This window comes from Erwinia magellanica (genome assembly GCF_039023495.1).
Lineage (GTDB): Bacteria > Pseudomonadota > Gammaproteobacteria > Enterobacterales > Enterobacteriaceae > Erwinia.
In genome coordinates, this window is sequence record NZ_JBCHVC010000006.1 from 94748 (window position 1) to 112407 (window position 17660).

General features: G+C 53.3%; 23 protein-coding genes. 13 read left to right on the top strand and 10 right to left on the bottom strand.

Annotated elements, in window-relative coordinates:
• Positions 1 to 663, top strand: a complete 663-nt coding sequence (gene pmrA / locus AAH450_RS19030) for a two-component system response regulator PmrA (protein ID WP_318791562.1) — start codon at positions 1 to 3, stop codon at positions 661 to 663.
• Entirely contained in the window at positions 660 to 1715 is a 1056-nt protein-coding gene (pmrB, locus tag AAH450_RS19035) for a two-component system sensor histidine kinase PmrB (RefSeq protein ID WP_342911625.1), read from the top strand. Before pmrA ends, pmrB begins: the two co-directional genes overlap by 4 nt.
• 101 nt (positions 1716 to 1816) lie before the next feature.
• On the opposite strand, the gene cgtA is transcribed toward pmrB, so the two are convergent.
• The 3 genes from cgtA to rplU all read right to left on the bottom strand — a co-directional run bounded on the left by cgtA (position 1817) and on the right by rplU (position 3906).
• The gene (cgtA, locus tag AAH450_RS19040; RefSeq protein WP_342911626.1) at positions 1817 to 3004 is read right to left on the bottom strand and encodes an Obg family GTPase CgtA; all 1188 of its coding nucleotides are present in this window, start codon (positions 3002 to 3004) and stop codon (positions 1817 to 1819) included.
• Positions 3005 to 3321: 317 nt separating this feature from the next.
• On the bottom strand, positions 3322 to 3579 hold the full coding sequence (gene rpmA, locus AAH450_RS19045) for a 50S ribosomal protein L27 (RefSeq protein ID WP_306210199.1): 258 nt from the start codon (positions 3577 to 3579) through the stop codon (positions 3322 to 3324).
• A gap of 15 nt (positions 3580 to 3594) precedes the next feature.
• Entirely contained in the window at positions 3595 to 3906 is a 312-nt protein-coding gene (rplU, locus tag AAH450_RS19050) for a 50S ribosomal protein L21 (protein ID WP_024966679.1), read from the bottom strand.
• Positions 3907 to 4161: 255 nt separating this feature from the next.
• On the opposite strand from rplU, the gene ispB reads away from it, so the two are divergent.
• Positions 4162 to 5133: an octaprenyl diphosphate synthase gene (gene ispB, locus AAH450_RS19055; protein ID WP_342911627.1), complete on the top strand. Its 972-nt coding sequence runs from the start codon at positions 4162 to 4164 to the stop codon at positions 5131 to 5133.
• Positions 5134 to 5446: 313 nt separating this feature from the next.
• Entirely contained in the window at positions 5447 to 5704 is a 258-nt protein-coding gene (locus tag AAH450_RS19060) for a helix-turn-helix domain-containing protein (protein ID WP_342911628.1), read from the top strand.
• 51 nt (positions 5705 to 5755) lie between these two features.
• Here the strand turns inward: AAH450_RS19060 and murA are convergent, their stop codons facing one another.
• From murA to mlaF, 7 genes are all read right to left on the bottom strand, one after another.
• A complete protein-coding gene (murA, locus tag AAH450_RS19065) occupies positions 5756 to 7018 on the bottom strand; it encodes a UDP-N-acetylglucosamine 1-carboxyvinyltransferase (protein WP_306210193.1) in 1263 nt (420 codons plus the stop codon).
• Positions 7019 to 7092: 74 nt separating this feature from the next.
• A complete protein-coding gene (gene ibaG / locus AAH450_RS19070; RefSeq protein WP_342911629.1) occupies positions 7093 to 7347 on the bottom strand; it encodes a BolA family iron metabolism protein IbaG in 255 nt (84 codons plus the stop codon).
• Positions 7348 to 7470: 123 nt separating this feature from the next.
• Complete coding sequence (gene mlaB / locus AAH450_RS19075; protein ID WP_342911630.1) at positions 7471 to 7767, bottom strand: lipid asymmetry maintenance protein MlaB; 297 nt, start codon at positions 7765 to 7767, stop codon at positions 7471 to 7473.
• On the bottom strand, positions 7767 to 8402 hold the full coding sequence (gene mlaC / locus AAH450_RS19080) for a phospholipid-binding protein MlaC (RefSeq protein ID WP_342911631.1): 636 nt from the start codon (positions 8400 to 8402) through the stop codon (positions 7767 to 7769). Before mlaC ends, mlaB begins: the two co-directional genes overlap by 1 nt.
• Before the next feature lie 11 nt (positions 8403 to 8413).
• Complete coding sequence (gene mlaD / locus AAH450_RS19085; protein WP_342911632.1) at positions 8414 to 8962, bottom strand: outer membrane lipid asymmetry maintenance protein MlaD; 549 nt, start codon at positions 8960 to 8962, stop codon at positions 8414 to 8416.
• 4 nt (positions 8963 to 8966) lie between these two features.
• Positions 8967 to 9740: a lipid asymmetry maintenance ABC transporter permease subunit MlaE gene (gene mlaE / locus AAH450_RS19090; protein ID WP_306210182.1), complete on the bottom strand. Its 774-nt coding sequence runs from the start codon at positions 9738 to 9740 to the stop codon at positions 8967 to 8969.
• A gap of 3 nt (positions 9741 to 9743) precedes the next feature.
• A complete protein-coding gene (gene mlaF, locus AAH450_RS19095; RefSeq protein ID WP_342911633.1) occupies positions 9744 to 10559 on the bottom strand; it encodes a phospholipid ABC transporter ATP-binding protein MlaF in 816 nt (271 codons plus the stop codon).
• Positions 10560 to 10782: 223 nt separating this feature from the next.
• Here mlaF and AAH450_RS19100 point away from each other — a divergent pair, with 223 nt between their 5' ends.
• The 9 genes from AAH450_RS19100 (at position 10783) to ptsN (ending at position 17643) form a co-directional block, all read left to right on the top strand.
• Positions 10783 to 11763: a calcium/sodium antiporter gene (locus tag AAH450_RS19100; RefSeq protein WP_342911634.1), complete on the top strand. Its 981-nt coding sequence runs from the start codon at positions 10783 to 10785 to the stop codon at positions 11761 to 11763.
• 15 nt (positions 11764 to 11778) lie between these two features.
• The gene (kdsD, locus tag AAH450_RS19105) at positions 11779 to 12765 is read left to right on the top strand and encodes an arabinose-5-phosphate isomerase KdsD (protein WP_342911635.1); all 987 of its coding nucleotides are present in this window, start codon (positions 11779 to 11781) and stop codon (positions 12763 to 12765) included.
• Positions 12766 to 12782: 17 nt separating this feature from the next.
• Complete coding sequence (gene kdsC, locus AAH450_RS19110; RefSeq protein ID WP_342911636.1) at positions 12783 to 13349, top strand: 3-deoxy-manno-octulosonate-8-phosphatase KdsC; 567 nt, start codon at positions 12783 to 12785, stop codon at positions 13347 to 13349.
• Complete coding sequence (gene lptC / locus AAH450_RS19115) at positions 13346 to 13915, top strand: LPS export ABC transporter periplasmic protein LptC (RefSeq protein WP_342911637.1); 570 nt, start codon at positions 13346 to 13348, stop codon at positions 13913 to 13915. Before kdsC ends, lptC begins: the two co-directional genes overlap by 4 nt.
• Positions 13893 to 14441, top strand: a complete 549-nt coding sequence (gene lptA, locus AAH450_RS19120; RefSeq protein WP_342911638.1) for a lipopolysaccharide ABC transporter substrate-binding protein LptA — start codon at positions 13893 to 13895, stop codon at positions 14439 to 14441. The genes lptC and lptA overlap by 23 nt, the downstream gene beginning before the upstream one ends.
• A 6-nt stretch (positions 14442 to 14447) precedes the next feature.
• Positions 14448 to 15173 (top strand): LPS export ABC transporter ATP-binding protein, encoded by a 726-nt coding sequence (gene lptB / locus AAH450_RS19125; RefSeq protein ID WP_306210168.1) that lies wholly within the window; start codon positions 14448 to 14450, stop codon positions 15171 to 15173.
• 48 nt (positions 15174 to 15221) lie between these two features.
• On the top strand, positions 15222 to 16655 hold the full coding sequence (gene rpoN, locus AAH450_RS19130; protein WP_342911639.1) for an RNA polymerase factor sigma-54: 1434 nt from the start codon (positions 15222 to 15224) through the stop codon (positions 16653 to 16655).
• A gap of 22 nt (positions 16656 to 16677) precedes the next feature.
• Positions 16678 to 16965, top strand: a complete 288-nt coding sequence (gene hpf / locus AAH450_RS19135; RefSeq protein ID WP_318791545.1) for a ribosome hibernation promoting factor — start codon at positions 16678 to 16680, stop codon at positions 16963 to 16965.
• Between the two features lie 195 nt (positions 16966 to 17160).
• Positions 17161 to 17643: a PTS IIA-like nitrogen regulatory protein PtsN gene (gene ptsN / locus AAH450_RS19140; RefSeq protein ID WP_318791637.1), complete on the top strand. Its 483-nt coding sequence runs from the start codon at positions 17161 to 17163 to the stop codon at positions 17641 to 17643.
• Positions 17644 to 17660: the final 17 nt, after the last annotated feature.

The following is a 17660-nucleotide window of genomic DNA, read 5'->3' on the forward strand; positions in this document are numbered from 1 at the left end:
ATGAAACTGCTGATTGTTGAAGATGATGCTCTGCTGCTGGGCGGCCTGGTTCAGGCGCTCACCAGTGAAGGCTATGCCGTTGATGCCGCGACCAAAGCGGCAGAGGCCTGCGCGCTTCTGCAATCTGGCCAGTACAGTCTGATAGTGCTCGATCTTGGCCTGCCGGATCGTGATGGCGGAGAGCTGCTGCGGCAATGGCGTAAAGAGCATATTGACCTGCCTGTCCTGATCCTGACTGCCCGTGATGCGCTGGAAGATCGGGTTGGAGGTCTGGATGCGGGGGCCGATGACTATCTGGTCAAGCCGTTCGCCCTTGCGGAACTCAAAGCGAGAGTGCGCGCGCTGATCCGCCGTTATCAGGGACGCAGCGACAATCTTCTGCAACATGGCGATTTGTCGCTGAATCTCTCATCACAGCAGGTCTGGCTCGACACGCAGCCGGTAGAAATCACACCGAAAGAGTTTGCGCTGCTGACCCGGTTGCTGATGCGCATCGATCAAACCGTGCATCGTGAAACGCTGCAACAGGATCTTTATAGCTGGCAGGACGATAACGGCTCCAACACGCTGGAGGTGCATATTCATAATCTTCGCCGCAAATTGGGTAAGGATCGGATCAAAACGGTGCGCGGCGTGGGTTATCGTCTGGAAAACCGCTCTTGAACAGTATGCGTCGGCGTTTACTGATTATGCTGGCGCTGATCCTGCTCTCCTGCCAGATGATGAGTGCAGCCTGGCTGTGGCATGAAAGCCGTGAACAGATTGGTTTTCTGGTCAACGAGACGCTCTCTGCCCATTCCCGCAACGAGCATGTCGAAGGCGAAATCAGGGAAGCGATCGCCTCCCTGTTATTGCCCTCCCTGGTTATGGTCTGCTTCACCCTGCTGCTCTCGTTCTGGGCGATAAGCTGGATTGTTCGCCCTCTGAAGTCGCTGCAAAACAGCCTTTCAGAGCGTTCCGCTGATAATCTCACTCCCCTTCCCCATTTCTCCGATATGGATGAAATTGCCGCCGTGACGCGGGCACTGAATCAACTGCTGGGCAGGCTGGATCACACCTTGCAGCAGGAGCGGCTTTTCACTGCCGATGCCGCCCACGAACTCCGTACACCGCTGGCAGGCCTGCGGCTTCACCTTGAATTGCTTGGACAACAAGGCGTAGCCCAGGGCCCGATGCTGGTTGAGCGTATCGATCAGTTAATGCATGTCATTGAACAGTTGCTGATGCTCTCCCGCGCCGGTCAGGCGCTGGCAGGCGGTCACTATCAGGTGGTGAACTGGGAGACCGTTTTTAAGCCGCTTGAACTGGAAATGAATGAGATGCTTGCCAGCCGTAAGCAGACGCTGGAGGTAACGGGCGATCTGTCGCTGGAGGTTCAGGGCGATGCCGTTTTGCTGCGCCTGATGGTGCGTAATCTGATCGAAAACGCTTCACGCTACAGTCCGGAAGGCAGCCACATCACCCTGCTGGCTCAGCAGGATAATGAGGGCAGCAGCTTTACCGTCAGAGATGAGGGGCCGGGTATCGATCCCGCAGCCTCGCAGGAGTTGACTAAAGCCTTCAGAAGAATGGATCAGCGGTTTGGGGGAAGTGGGCTGGGCCTGAATATTGTCCAGCGCATTACTCAGCTTCATCATGGCGAGCTGCGCTTAACCAATCGCCAGGATCGCCCTGGCCTTGACGCTACCTGCTGGCTACCGCAAAAGCTGAATTAGCCGCAAGCGGAAGGCGCATAACGACATAAGCGTTATTTCGTCTCAGAGAGTGGCCCGCGCGTTGCCCATAAAAAAAGGGACACACTGGGTGTCCCTAAGAATTAACGCTTGTAGATGATTTCGACGCCTTCGTCGTCTTCTTCATCCCAGTCGTCATCCCAGTCATCTTCTTCCACTTCAATCTCAGACTCTGCTTCGGCTTCTTCCAGCTGCTGACGATGATAGTCGTCCCACATGAATTCCACTTTTTCAGGCTGCTTCTGCTCTTCTTCCGCTTCCTTAGGATTAGCGATAATGAAGGACATAACATCCCAGCACAGCGGCGTGACGCCTACGCGGTTAGCGGCAGAGATCAGGTAATACTTGTCGGTCCAGCCCAGCGCTTCAGCAATTGCTTTAGCCCGCGCCTCGGCCTCTTCCTGATCCAGCAGGTCAACCTTGTTAAACACCAGCCAGCGAGGTTTGTTAAACAGTTTCTCGCTGTATTTTTCCAGCTCGCCCAGGATGATGCGCGCATTCTCAACCGGGTCAGATTCATCAATCGGCGCCAGGTCAATGGTGTGCAGCAGGACGCGGCAGCGTTCAAGGTGCTTCAGGAAGCGGATGCCCAGACCTGCGCCATCAGAAGCACCTTCAATCAGGCCAGGAATATCGGCAATGACGAAGCTCTTCTCGCTGTCCATACGCACCACGCCGAGGCTGGGAACCAGAGTGGTAAACGGATAGTCCGCCACTTTCGGCTTAGCGGCAGAAACGGCACGGATAAAGGTCGACTTGCCGGCATTAGGTAAGCCCAGCATGCCCACATCGGCCAGCAGCATCAGTTCCAGCTGAAGATCGCGCTTTTCGCCTGGCGTTCCCATCGTTTTCTGACGGGGAGAACGGTTAACGGATGACTTAAAGCGGGTGTTGCCCAGGCCATGCCAGCCGCCTTTAGCGACCATCTGCACCTGACCATGGGTCATCATGTCACCCAGCGTTTCGCCAGTGCCCTGATCGATGATGCGTGTGCCCACCGGCACTTTGATAGTGATGTCTTTGCCGCGCTTGCCGGTACAGTCACGGCTCTGGCCGTTCTGGCCACGCTCAGCACGGAAAGATTTTTCAAAACGGTAGTCGATCAGGGTGTTCAGGTTTTCGTCGGCCTGCATGTAGACATCGCCGCCGTCACCACCGTCGCCACCGTCCGGACCGCCTCTTGGGATATATTTTTCACGACGGAAGCTGACGCAGCCATTGCCGCCATCGCCCGCAGCAACGAGTATCGTCGCTTCATCAACAAACTTCATGTTACTTCTCCGTAAATCATTCGCCCGGCACGGGTACGCCTGTCCGGGGGTGATCCGTCGTGGCAAACAAAGATGCCTGTGACGGAGCGTCTGGTGCCGCAGAATCTGTCTTCGCGTCAATTCCAGAAAGGGGATCCGCCTCAAGACATTGTGCAGCTGAGTATAAAGTGTACAGTAAAAATCGTCTTTACTGTCTACCCACAAGTGGAATTACGCCGGGGGCTTAAGACAGAATGTAAAAAGCCCCGCAATCAAAGCGGGGCTTTCAGATTCGCTGCGGAAAGCGGTATCAGGTACCGCTTTCAGGCACGAAAACCTTATTCAGCAACGATGCTGATGAATTTACGGTTGTTCGGGCCTTTAACTTCGAATTTGACCTTGCCGTCTGCAGTTGCAAACAGGGTGTGGTCACGGCCGCAGCCTACGTTGGTACCCGCATGGAATTTGGTTCCACGCTGACGAACGATGATGCTACCTGCCAGTACGGCTTCGCCGCCGAAACGCTTAACGCCGAGACGTTTTGCATTGGAATCGCGACCATTTCGAGTGGAGCCGCCAGCCTTTTTGTGTGCCATTTGTCAGATCTCCTCTTAGGCGCTGATGCCAGTGATCTTCACGTCAGTGAACCACTGACGGTGACCCTGCTGCTTACGGTAGTGTTTACGACGACGGAACTTAACAATCTTGATTTTGTCGCCACGACCATGGGCAATAATTTCTGCCTTGATCACGCCACCTGAAACTAAAGGCGCGCCAATTGTCACGTCTTCACCGTTGGCAATCATCAGAACCTGGTCGAATTCAATCGTTTCGCCGGTTGCGATGTCCAGCTTTTCCAGGCGAACGGTCTGACCTTCGCTTACTCGGTGTTGTTTACCACCACTTTGGAAAACCGCGTACATATAAAACTCCGCTCTCGCGCTTGCCGTCTTGGTTTCAGGCTGCGCTATAAATATTCACAATAGGGCGCGAATTCTACGCAAGTTCCCTCGTAATGACAAGTGCCTGATGCGCTGTATTGCAGAAAAAAAACACATAGCACAGGCAATTGTTTCGTTACGGCGATTTTCCAGTACAATCTGTTATACATTATATGCCGCAGGCACGGGTAAAGACGCTTATCATAGCAGCATACTGAGCAATAGCTGAACAGACTGATGAACTTAGAACAGATAAACGAACTCACCGCGCAAGATATGGCGGACGTCAATGCAACCATACTCGAACAGCTGAATTCAGAGGTTTCCCTCATCAATCAGCTGGGTTACTACATCATCAGTGGTGGAGGCAAACGCATCCGCCCGATGATTGCTGTGTTAGCGGCGCGCGCCGTTAATTACACAGGTAAACAACATATTACCGTGGCCGCCCTGATTGAGTTTATCCACACCGCTACGCTGCTTCATGATGATGTGGTGGATGAATCGGATATGCGCAGAGGGAAAGCCACGGCGAATGCCGCCTTTGGCAACGCCGCCAGCGTGCTGGTGGGCGACTTCATCTATACCCGCGCTTTCCAGATGATGACCAGCCTTGGTTCTCTCCGCGTTCTGGCGCTGATGTCGGAAGCGGTGAACGTTATCGCGGAAGGCGAGGTGTTGCAGTTGATGAACTGCAACGACCCGGATATTACTGAAGAGAGCTATATGCGGGTTATCTACAGTAAAACGGCTCGTCTGTTTGAAGCGGCGGCCCAATCCTCAGCCATTCTTGCCGATGCCTCTTCAGAGCAGGAAAAAGCGCTACAGGATTACGGACGCTATCTCGGTACCGCTTTCCAGCTGATTGATGATTTACTCGATTACAGTGCGGATGGCAAAACGCTGGGCAAAAATGTCGGGGACGATCTGAGTGAAGGTAAGCCTACCCTGCCTCTGCTGCACGCGATGCGAAATGGAAATGCTGAGCAGTCAAAACTGATCAGAGAAGCCATCGAGCAGGGTAACGGTCGTCATTTACTGGAACCCGTTCTGGAAACCATGCGCCAGTGTGGCTCTCTGGAGTGGACGCGTCAGGCCGCGGAGAATGAAGCTGACAAAGCTATTGCCGCGCTGAAGGCGCTACCGGAGTCGCCATGGCGCAGCGCTCTGGAAGCTCTGGCACATATGTCCGTTCAGCGCGATTTCTGATATTCCCAGGCGCGGGCAGCCGCGCTTATCTCCCTCTTTTTTGCTCTCCTTCCCTTTCCTCTGCGCCCCGATGCCTGGCGCGCGCTCTGCATGAATGTAACGGTTTAAAGGGTTGCGTAACTTTTGCGCGATGGGGCACAAATCCAAACCCTTATTGAGAAACTATTGGAAATTATTATCCAAATATTGTTATAAAACCTCCGGGTTTCCTGTAGCGGATTATCGCCCACTGCCCTTTCCGGCACAGCGCTCTGCCCGCCCGGTTTGAGACCCTTCATAGCAATTTTGTTGTGTGTACAAGGAGGAAACACATATGTGTAAAGATAAACAAGATTGGCATAACGCAGACATTATCGCGAACCTGCGCAAAAGGGGAACCAGCCTTGCTGGCGTCTCCAGAAAGGCGGGGCTGAGCTCATCTACCCTGGCAAATGCCCTTTTCCGCCCCTGGCCGAAAGGCGAATGGCTGATTGCCAATGCGCTGGATATTCATCCTGCTGAAATCTGGCCAAGCCGCTATTACGATCCTCACACCCAGCAATTGATCGATCGTAAAAAGCTGATGAGATAATAAAAAAGGCGGTAGTTTCCTACCGCCTTGCACTCTGATTTAGCAGGAAGATTACTCTTCGCCGCGAACGCGCTCAATGTTCGCGCCCATCGCTTTCAGCTTATCTTCAATGTGCTCATAACCGCGATCGATATGATAGATGCGGTCCACAATGGTTGTACCTTCTGCAATGCAGCCCGCCAGAACCAGGCTGGCAGAAGCACGCAGATCGGTCGCCATCACCTGGGCACCCGAGAGCTTTTCAACGCCGTGACAGATAGCCGTATTGCTCTCAATCTCCGCATGAGCGCCCATACGGATCAGCTCAGGGATATGCATAAAGCGGTTTTCAAAGATTGTTTCGGTGATCACGCCCGTGCCTTCAGCCACCAGGTTCAGCAGGCTGAACTGTGCCTGCATATCCGTTGGGAAACCGGGATGCGGCGCAGTACGGAAGTTGACCGCTTTGGGACGCTTGCCATGCATGTCCAGGCTTATCCAGTCTTCACCGGTCTCAATTTCCGCGCCCGCTTCGCGCAGTTTTGCCAGTACGGCATCCAGCGTATCAGGCTGAGTAGCCCGACAAACCACTTTACCGCCAGAAATGGCCGCTGCGATCAGGAAAGTCCCGGTCTCGATGCGATCGGGTAACACGCGATAAACACCGCCGCCCAGACGTTCCACGCCTTCGATAGTAATACGGTCGCTACCTGCACCGGTGATTTTCGCACCCAGCGTATTCAGGAAGTTAGCCGTGTCGACAATTTCAGGCTCACGGGCAGCGTTCTCAATTACCGTCACGCCGGTTGCCAGGGTAGCTGCACTCATGATGGTCACGGTAGCGCCAACGCTCACCTTATCCATGACGATGTGTGCCCCTTTCAGGCGGCCATCAACAGAGGCTTTAACGTAACCCTCTTCCAGTTTGATCACCGCGCCTAACTGCTCCAGCCCGGTGATATGCAAATCAACAGGACGGGCACCAATGGCACATCCGCCGGGCAGAGAAACCTGTCCCTGACCAAAGCGGGCCACCAGTGGCCCCAGCGCCCAGATAGAGGCGCGCATGGTTTTCACCAGTTCATACGGCGCGCAATAAATATCCACGTTGCTGGCATCAAGATGCACAGAGCCATTACGCTCCGCCTTCACACCAAGCTGGCCCAGCAGCTTCAGCGTGGTATCAATGTCCTTGAGTTTAGGGACATTCTGAATCTCTACAGGATCGGACGCCAGCAGAGCGGCGAACAGGATCGGCAGCGCTGCATTTTTAGCGCCGGAAATAGTCACTTCCCCGCTCAGACGGGTCGGACCCTGCACACGAAATTTATCCATTGCACCAGCTCTCTTTTTTAACAATAAAGTACCGCCCGCCCCACCGCAGCGCTCTGCGAGGGCCTTAGCGAAGCTTAAAAACCGTTCAGCTTACGGTCGCGCGCCCACTCTTCCGGGGTAAAGGTTTTGATCGATACGGCATGGATGCGGTTATCTGCGATGTATGCCATCAGCGGAGCATAGACAGCCTGCTGTTTTTTGACCCGGCTCATTTCACCGAACAGTTCGCCTACGGCGATAACCTGAAAGTGGCTGCCATCGCCAGTTACGTGGACTTCCTGCAAAGCTAACGCGCCCATCAGCACGGATTGAATTTCACTAGTTTCCATGAGGCTTCTAAATTAGTTAATGATAAACAGGCACACATATTAGTGGAAAGCGCCGCTATCTTAAACAAGCAAAAAGCCCCTGCGGGGGCAGGGGCTCGTTCTGTTCAGTTTCAGACGGACTTTTTAGCGGTCAGAAACAATGATCTGCTGCAAATTGTAGAGGGTGATTAACGAAAGCAGTTTCTCATTAACGCCTGTAAACAGCGGCGCTTTGCCCTGCTCCAGCGCAATCTGGCGCAAATGCACCAGCAGCGCCAGCCCGGCAGAATCCACGCGCTCCAGCGCCGAAACGTCGATTGTATCGATCTGTTTCATGACCGTCTCGCGCTGGTCCCAGAGCGACAGCAGCGTTTCCCGTTGTAGCTCGCCGGTAAGATGTAACTGATTCGCCTCAAGGTGCCAGCTCAGTTGTTCGCGCATTATTGCTTTTTATCCAGAGTAATCGGCTGATTAGCGTAGGATTTCAGTAACTGAGTCAGACCTTCAACGCCCTTCTGGCGCAGCGTATCGCTCCACTCATTCTGTTTGGTGGTGATCATTGAAACACCTTCAGCAATCATGTCGTACGCCTGCCAGTCGCCGGTACGGCTGTTTTTGCGCCACTGGAAATCCAGGCGGACAGGCGGGCGGCCATTAGGGTCCACAATGGTCACACGAATAGCGATGATGTTTTTATCCGCATAGGGCTGCTCAGGTGCAATCTGGTAAGTCTGACCGTTATAGAGGGCGAGCGCCTGGCCGTAGGCCTGCGCCAGATAATCACCAAAGGCGGCGAAGTAAGCTTCACGCTGGGCTGGTGTCGCATCTTTGTAATAACGGCCTAATACCAGCGCGCCAGCATATTTAATCTGTACATAAGGCAGCAGCTCCTGGCGAACGATCTGACGCAGGTAGTTGGGATCCTGCTTAATCTTCGGCTGCTCTGTTTTCAGACGGGTAAAGGTTTTGCCTGCCGCCTCGTTCATCAATTGATAGGGGTTAGTTTGATCCGCAGCGGCATTGGCTGCTACCGGGGCAATAACCAGCATTGCCACCATCAGGAAACGTTTAAACATTGATTATCCTCTTAAGGAGTAGTGGTTGCAGCTGGCGCGGGTTGTCCGTCAGTTTCCGGTGCCGCCGACGCTGCATCTTTATTATCGTTACCGTTGCCGCTCTTATACAAGAACTGGCCAATCAGATCTTCCAGCACCATCGCCGATTTGGTGTCCTGTACGGTGCTGCCATCTTTAAGCATAGCCGTTCCCATATCCGGGTCATCAAAACCTACGTTCAGCGCAAGATATTGCTCACCCAACAATCCGGAAGTTCTGACCGCCAGCGAGCTGGTATCGGGAAGCTGATTATATTTTTCTTCAATATCCATCGATACACGTGGTGAATAGGTTTTGTCATCCAGAGCAATATCGGTGACGCGCCCAATGACCACACCGCCAATTTTTACCGGGGAGCCAGTCTTCAGGCCACCGATATTGTCGAAGGTGGCATACAGCTTCCAGGTAGGCTCATTGCCCAGAGATTTCAAATCCGCCACGCGCAGGCACAGGAAAAGCGCCGCACACAGCGCCAGCAGTAAAAATGCCCCTACCCAAAGTTCGCTTTTTTTCGTTTGCATTGAATCAGTTCCCAAACATCAGTGCAGTCAGCACAAAATCTAAACCGAGTACCGCCAGAGAGGCGTGTACCACAGTGCGAGTGGTTGCCCGGCTAATCCCTTCTGAAGTGGGGATAGCATCATAGCCGTTAAACAGGGCTATCCAGGTGACCGTAAAGGCGAACACCGCACTTTTAATCACGCAGTTAACCACGTCAGCCCGAACGTCAACGGCATTTTGCATTGCCGACCAGAAGAATCCGCTGTCGATCCCTTTCCAGCTCACGCCTACGATGGCGCCACCCATAATGCCCACCGCTACAAAAATTAGCGTCAGCAACGGCATGCTGATAAAACCAGCCCAGAAACGGGGTGAAATGATTCGTCGCAGAGGATCAACCGCCATCATCTCCATACTGGAGAGCTGTTCGGTAGCTTTCATCAGCCCTATTTCCGCTGTCAGCGCCGAACCTGCCCGACCGGCAAACAGCAGCGCTGTCACCACAGGGCCAAGTTCGCGCAGCAGCGAAAGCGCCACCAGCATGCCAAGGCTGCTGTCAGCGCCATAGGTGTTTAAGACCAGATAGCCCTGCAAGCCCAGCACCATGCCGATAAACAAACCCGACACCACAATAATCAGCAGCGAAAGCACGCCAATACTGTAGAGCTGTTTTACCACCAGCGGCGCATGTTTTCGAAAGCGTGGAATGCCTACCAGCGCGTGAAAGAGCATTAATCCTGCGCGGCCAAAGGAAGCGCAGGTATTGATTCCCTGCCGTCCCAGTGCACGTAATAACATCTGTTAGTTAACTCCCTGACCGGTTAAGTCTTGCAGATAATCCCCTGCAGGAAAACGAAACGGTACCGGGCCATCGGCGATACCATCGATAAACTGACGCACGCGGGCGTCTTCATTTTCATGCAGCGCCTTAGCCGTGCCCTGGGCAATCACTTTCTGCCCGGCAATGATATAGGCGTAGTCGGCAATACTCAGCACTTCCGGCACGTCGTGCGAAACCACGATACAGGTCATGCCCAGAGAGTGGTTTAGCTCATCAATAAGTTTAACCAGCACGCCCATAGTGATGGGATCCTGTCCGACAAACGGCTCATCGAACATAATCAGGTCAGGCTCCAGCGCAATAGCGCGCGCCAGGGCAGCGCGGCGGGCCATGCCTCCTGAGAGTTCAGAAGGTTTCAGCTGCGCGGCGCCGCGTAACCCAACGGCTTCCAGCTTCATCATAACCGTACTGCGCAGCAGTGCCGGGGGAAGTTGCGTATGTTCACGCAGCGGCCAGGCGACGTTATCAAAGACGCTGAGATCGGTAAACAGCGCACCAGACTGAAACAGCATGCTCATCTTTTTTCGCGCTTCATATAAGCGCGAACGAGAGAGGCTGGGAATATTTTCACCGTTGAACCAGATTTCACCACTATCCGGGCGTAACTGCCCGCCAATCAGGCGTAACAGGGTAGTTTTACCGATGCCTGATGGCCCCATAATGGCCGTCACTTTCCCTTTTGGAACCGTCAGCGAGATGTTATCGAATACAGGCCGATCGCCACGCGCAAAGCTCACGCCGCGTACATCAACCAAATTCGTTTCCGTCTGGCTCATAGTTATCTCTCCACGATTTCAGGCGTATATTTAGTTCTGATGGTAACGTAAAACCTATCAGGCACGACACTTTTACAGAAACTTACCTCGCAGACGTGGCTAAAGTTGGCATAAGTTTTACTTTTTGCTTTCAGACCGTCAAAATCAGCACATTAACATAACGCCCTTGCTTTACACGTCGCGCAAGGCGAGCCGACGATTATACCCGATCAAAGGACATTCCATGCTCGTTGCAATAGCACTATTAGTTATCGGTTTAGTTTTGCTGGTCTATGGTGCAGATCGTCTGGTATTCAGCGCCGCCATTTTGAGCCGGGCGTTGGGCATTCCCCCTTTGATTATTGGCATGACGGTGGTGGGGATTGGCACCTCATTACCCGAGCTGATTGTCTCTTTCTCTGCGGCGATGCATGGACAGATGGATATCGCCGTGGGTACCGCTATGGGGTCGAATATCACCAATATTCTGCTTATTCTTGGCGGGGCCGCGCTGCTTCACCCGCTGACTGTCCACTCCAATCTGGTCAGGCGTGAACTGCCGCTGATGCTGCTGGTTACGCTGTTGTGCGGCGTTATGCTGTTTGATAATAATCTCAGTCGCCAGGACGGTATCGCCTTGATCGCTATCGCCATCGCTTACTTGTTGTTTATTATTAAAATTGCGCGGAAAGCCGAGCGCGAAAACAACGACTCACTGACCCGCGAGCAGCTGGCTGAGCTGCCACAGGATGACAGCGGCAACACGGTAGCGTTTTTGTGGCTGGCGGTTGCCTTAATTATTCTGCCGATGTCGACGCGCATGGTGATTGATAATGCCACGGTGATTGCGGACTTCTTTGGCATCAGCGAACTGGTTATCGGTCTGACGCTGATTTCAGTGGGCACCAGCCTGCCTGAACTCGCCACGGTTATAGCGGGAGCGCTGAAAGGTGAAGATGACATCGCCATCGGCAATCTGATCGGCTCTAACATCTACAATATTGCCATTGTGCTGGGCGTTCCGGCACTGATTCATCCGGGCGATATCGATATACACGCTTTTGCCCGTGATTACTGGGTCATGCTTGGCGTCAGCGCGCTCTTTACCCTGATCTGCTTACAACGCAGCCGCTGTATTGGCCGCGTGGCTGGCGCACTACTGCTCTCTGGTTTTGTAGCCTGGGTTGCCCTGCTCTACTGGCTGCCCTCCGCTACCCTCTGGTAAAAAGGAATGGAAAATATGGCACCTGGCAATCTTGAGCCTGGGTTTGACTTTCAGCAGGCTGGTAAAGAGGTTCTGACCATTGAGCGTCAGGGACTTGAGCAGCTCGACCAATACATCAATGAGGACTTTACTCAGGCTTGCGAACGCATTTACAGCTGCCTGGGAAAAGTCGTGGTGATGGGAATGGGCAAATCGGGCCATATCGGCAAAAAGATGGCGGCGACCTTTGCCAGTACCGGCACCCCAGCTTTCTTTGTCCACCCTGCCGAAGCCAGCCACGGCGACCTGGGAATGGTCAGCGCCGGCGATATCGTGATTGCCATCTCCAATTCCGGCGAATCCTCAGAAATTCTGGCCCTGATCCCGGTACTTAAACGGTTGCGCGTGTCGTTAATCTGCATGACCAGCAAGCCTGAAAGCGCAATGGGCCGTGCCGCTGATATCCATCTCTGTGTTAAAGTACCGCTGGAAGCCTGCCCGTTGGGCCTGGCCCCCACCTCCAGCACCACGGCTACGCTGGTGATGGGTGACGCCCTGGCTGTGGCCTTACTGAAAGCGCGAGGCTTTACCGCTGAAGATTTTGCCCTTTCCCATCCGGGCGGCGCACTGGGTCGTAAGTTGCTGCTCACCGTAAATGATATTATGCACACTGGCGACGAGATCCCCCATGTCAGCCGGGATGCCTCGTTGCGCGATGCTCTGCTGGAAATAACCCGCAAGAACATGGGTATGACCGTGATTTGCAATGACCTGATGAAAATCGAAGGTATTTTTACCGACGGTGATTTACGTCGGGTATTTGATATGGGAATCGATATTCAGACGGCCAGCATTGCCAGCGTTATGACGACCGGCGGCATTCGGGTACGCCCTAACCTGCTGGCTGTGGATGCGCTGAACCTGATGCAAAGCCGCAACATTACGGCGGTAATGGTAGCGGATGGCGACCTGCTGCTGGGCGTTGTGCATATGCATGACATGCTGCGCGCTGGCGTGGTTTAACAAGGAATAAGAGAGAAATGAGTACTGTTACAGGCTGGGTGAAAACCTGCTATGGCGACGTAAGCCAGGAAGTCATGACCCGCGCGCGCAACGTCAGGCTGCTTATTTGTGATGTTGATGGCGTGATGTCCGATGGCGTGATTTATCAGGGCAATAATGGCGAAGAGCTGAAGGCGTTCAACGTTCGCGATGGTTATGGTATCCGCTGCCTGCTGACCTCTGATGTGGAAGTCGCCATCATCACTGGCCGTAAAGCGAAACTGCTGGAAGATCGCTGTGCAACGCTCGGGATTACGCATCTTTACCAGGGACAAACCGATAAGCTTTTGGCCTTCCGCGAACTTCTGGATACACTAGCACTTCGCCCCGAACAGGTGGCTTATATTGGCGATGACCTGATTGACTGGCCGGTGATGGCGGAATCGGGTCTCAGCGTCGCCGTGGCTGATGCCCATCCGGTTCTGCTGCCTCGCGCAGATTATGTCACTCGCATTGCGGGTGGACGCGGAGCCGTTCGTGAGATTTGCGATCTGATTTTGATGGCACAGGATAAGTTTGATGAAGCCAAAGGGCAGTCTGTATGAGTAAAACCAGACGTTGGATTACCTTGTTACTGGCGCTGGTGGCCATCGTGCTGATCGGCTGGAATCTGGCGGGACCGGACGATAACGGGTCGCAGGTTGCCAGCAACGATCAGGAACCCACCTATACCAGCCAGACATCTGATACGGTGGTGTATAACCCGCAGGGCGCCCTGAGCTACAAGCTCGTCTCCGATAAAGTCACCTATTTTTCCACAGAGGCCGTCAGCTGGTTCGATAACCCGGTAATGACGACCTACGATGAAAATAAGATCCCGACCTGGTCCGTGCGCGCCGACAAAGCCAAACTGACCAACGATCGTATGCTCTATCTCTATGGTCACGTTGAGGTCAACAGCCTGACGCAAGACGCTCAACTTGAGCGGATTAAGACCGATAATGCCGTAGTAAACCTCGTGACGCAGGATGTCACATCGGAAGATCAGGTGACGCTTTATGGCCGTAGCTTTAACTCTACGGGAATGAAGATGCGTGGAAATTTACGGAAGAAAACTGCCGAGTTGATTGAAAAGGTCAAAACCTCTTATGAAATCCAAAATGAAAAATAATCTTAAGTTTCTGACGCTCGGCCTGCTGCTGGCTGCCAGCCTTCCAGCCCTGGCGCTGACCGGAGATTCCGAAAAGCCGGTAAATGTTGACTCAGAAAATCAGGCTCTGGATATGCAGGGCAACGTAGCGACCTTTACGGGTAACGTTATTGTCACCCAGGGTTCGATCAAAATTACCGCGGATAAAGTGGTCGTTACCCGTCCTGGTGGCGACAGCAATAAAACCATCGTGGATGCCTATGGCAACCCGGCCACCTTCTATCAGTTGCAGGATGACGGTAAACCGGTGAAGGGCCATGCGCAGAAAATGCATTATGAACTGGCAAAAGATTTTGTCGAACTGACGAATAACGCTTATCTGGAGCAGCTCGACAGCAACGTGAAGGGCGACCGGATCACCTATCTGGTAAAAGAGCAGAAGATGCAGGCTTACGGCAGCAGCGGTAAGCGCGTAACGACGGTGCTGGTTCCTTCTCAGTTGCAGGATAAAGGCACCCAGTCCTCCGGACAAAAAAAGAGTAACTAATCAGCTATGGCTACTTTAATTGCGGAAAACCTGGCGAAGGCTTACAAAGGCCGACGCGTGGTCGAAGATGTCAGTCTACAGGTCAAATCCGGCGAGATCGTTGGTCTGCTTGGCCCTAATGGTGCGGGTAAAACCACCACGTTCTATATGGTGGTAGGCATTGTCCCGCGTGATGCGGGCCGCATCATTATTGATGACGAAGATATCAGTATTCTGCCGCTGCACGCCCGTGCACGCCGTGGGATTGGTTATTTGCCTCAGGAAGCGTCGATTTTTCGCCGCCTGAGCGTCTACGACAACTTAATGGCCGTGTTGCAGATCCGCGAAGATCTGACGACTGAGCAGCGTGAAGACCGTGCCAACGAGTTGATGAATGAGTTCCACATTGAGCATCTGCGCAATAGTCTGGGCCAGGCGCTGTCAGGGGGAGAGCGTCGTCGTGTCGAGATTGCTCGCGCACTTGCGGCCAACCCCAAATTTATTCTGCTGGATGAGCCTTTTGCAGGCGTCGACCCCATCTCCGTTATCGATATTAAAAAAATCATCGAGCACCTGCGCGACAGCGGGCTGGGCGTGTTGATAACCGACCACAACGTGCGTGAAACGCTGGCGGTTTGTGAACGGGCCTACATCGTAAGCCAGGGGCATTTGATCGCACACGGCTCGCCAGAAGAGATTCTGGAGGATGAACAAGTTAAGCGAGTCTATTTGGGCGAAGAGTTCAGACTCTGATAAGGTGTTAAAACCCGGTAAGATTTTCGAGGAATCAGTATCCTGAATATGAAGCAAGGTTTGCAACTCAGGCTTAGCCAACAGCTTGCCATGACGCCACAACTGCAACAGGCCATTCGTCTGTTGCAGCTCTCTACGCTTGAACTACAGCAGGAAATTCAGCTGGCGCTGGAAAGTAACCCGTTGCTTGAACAAACCGACATTCATGAGGAAGTGGACGCGCGCGAGTATCAGGAGAAAGAGGCGCTGGATACCAGGGAAGCGCTGGAACAAAAGGATATGCCTGAAGAGCTTCCATTGGATGCGACCTGGGATGAGATCTACACCGCCGGCACGCCCTCAGGCACCGGCACTGATTACCATGATGATGAGCTGCCGGTCTATCAGGGCGAAACCACGCAAACGCTACAGGATTACCTGATGTGGCAGGTTGGGCTGACACCCTTTACCGAAACCGACCGGGCGATAGCTACCTCGATTGTTGATGCCGTGGACGAGACAGGTTATCTCACCGCCTCCCTGGAGGAGATCCTGGACAGCATCGGTAACGATGAGCTGAGCATGGACGAAGTAGAGGCGGTGTTAAAACGCGTTCAGCGCTTTGACCCGGTGGGCGTGTGTGCCCGCGATCTGCGTGACTGTCTGTTGGTACAGCTGTCACAGTTCGCTCCGGACGCGCCAAGCCTGAAAGAGGCGCGGCTGATTGTCAGCGAACATCTGGATCTGCTGGCAAATCATGACTTCCGCAGCCTGATGCGCGTCACGCGGCTGAAAGAAGATGTGTTAAAAATGGCGATGCAGGTTATCCAGACGCTGGATCCGCGCCCTGGTCAGTCGATCAATACTACCGAGCCGGAATATGTCATCCCGGACGTACTGGTACGTAAAGTGGGACCTCGCTGGATGGTTGAACTCAATTCAGAGAGCGTGCCAAGATTAAAGATTAATCAGCAATATGCCGCGCTTAGCGGGACGACCCGCAATGACAGCGACAGCCAGTTTATTCGCAGTAATTTGCAGGAAGCCAAATGGCTGATTAAAAGTCTGGAAAGCCGAAACGATACGCTGCTGAAAGTCACACGTTGTATCGTCGATCAGCAGCAGGCCTTTTTCGAACAGGGCGAAGAATTTATGCGCCCGATGGTGCTGGCCGATATTGCCAGCGCTGTGGAGATGCATGAGTCCACGATTTCCCGCGTGACCACGCAGAAGTATCTGCACAGTCCACGCGGTATTTTTGAACTGAAGTATTTTTTCTCCAGCCACGTCAATACCGAGGGAGGAGGCGAAGCGTCCTCCACGGCAATCCGTGCATTGGTGAAAAAATTAATCTCGGCGGAGAATCCCGCCAAACCTCTGAGTGACAGTAAGCTCACCACACTGCTTTCCGATCAGGGGATCATGGTGGCGCGCCGAACCGTCGCGAAGTACCGAGAGTCTTTATCCATCCCGCCCTCAAACCAGCGTAAACAGCTGGTCTGAACGAACAGATAAGGAAGAGCATATGCAACTCAATATCACTGGCCATAACGTGGAAATCACTGAACCTTTACGGGATTTTGTCACCACTAAATTTGCCAAGCTGGAGCAATATTTTGACCATATTAACCAGGTCTACATTGTTCTGAAGGTCGAAAAAGTCACGCAGATAGCGGATGCTACGCTGCATGTGAATGGCGGTGAGTTGCATGCCACCTCGGAAGAAAAAGATATGTACGCGGCGATCGACGGCCTGCTGGATAAGCTGACGCGCCAACTTAATAAACACAAAGACAAGCTGAAGCAGCACTAAATTTCACTCAAACATTGATTATTTCTTCGTCACCCTTATCTAAGGGTAAGTGGTGACGTATGATAGCCGGCTCGCTTCCTTTCAGGTGCGGGCCGTTAATCAATCGGCCGTGCCTTAGCTCCCTCCCCCCTTTTGGGGTGGCAAAGAGGCTAAGTCATTTTGCCAGGCAGAAGTGAACACGTAAGTGAAACTATGATGAACAATGAATTAACACTGGAACTGAGCTCGGTCCTGAGCGTCTCCTGCACCCGCAGCGGCGTACATTGCCAGAGTAAAAAGCGGGCGCTGGAAATCATCAGTGAACTGGCGGCTAAGCAGCTGAACCTTCCGCACCAGACCATCTTTGAAGCGATTCTGACTCGTGAACGCATGGGAAGTACCGGCATTGGGAATGGCATTGCCATTCCGCACGGCAAGCTGGTTGAAGATACCCTGCGTGCGGTGGGCGTTTTTATTCGCCTGGATCAGCCCATTGCTTTTGATGCTATTGATAATCAACCAGTGGATCTGCTTTTTGCCTTACTGGTGCCTGCCGATCAGTGCAAAACCCATCTGCACACGCTTTCGCTGGTGGCTAAACGTCTGGCGGATAAAACCATCTGCCGCCGCTTACGTGCGGCACAGACGGATGAAGAACTTTACGAAATCATGGCGGAAAGCCCTGAAGAGAGCCACTGATGCCACCAGGCTGGCTG